Below are 230 nucleotides of genomic sequence, written 5' to 3' on the forward strand. Positions count from 1 at the left end.
CTGATGCTGGTGCCGCAAGCGCTGTCTTACGCCATGCTGGCAGGGTTGCCGCCGGAAATGGGGCTCTATGCGGGCATGCTGCCGCTGGTGCTGTACGCCATCTTTGGCACCAGCGCGAGTTTGGCTGTAGGGCCGGTGGCGGGGGCAGCATTGATGACGGCCTCGGCGCTGAGCAGTTTTGCTGCGCCGGGCAGCCCGGAGTATATCGGTGCGGCGCGGGTGCTGGCCGC

General features: G+C 67.4%; 1 protein-coding gene. It reads left to right on the top strand.

Annotated features, from left to right (window positions below; genetic code table 11):
* On the top strand, positions 1-230 hold a 230-nt coding region (locus R0J87_RS25330), incomplete at both ends, for a SulP family inorganic anion transporter (RefSeq protein ID WP_498889777.1).

Source organism: Halomonas sp. SIMBA_159, from assembly GCF_046536035.1.
GTDB lineage: Bacteria > Pseudomonadota > Gammaproteobacteria > Pseudomonadales > Halomonadaceae > Vreelandella > Vreelandella venusta_A.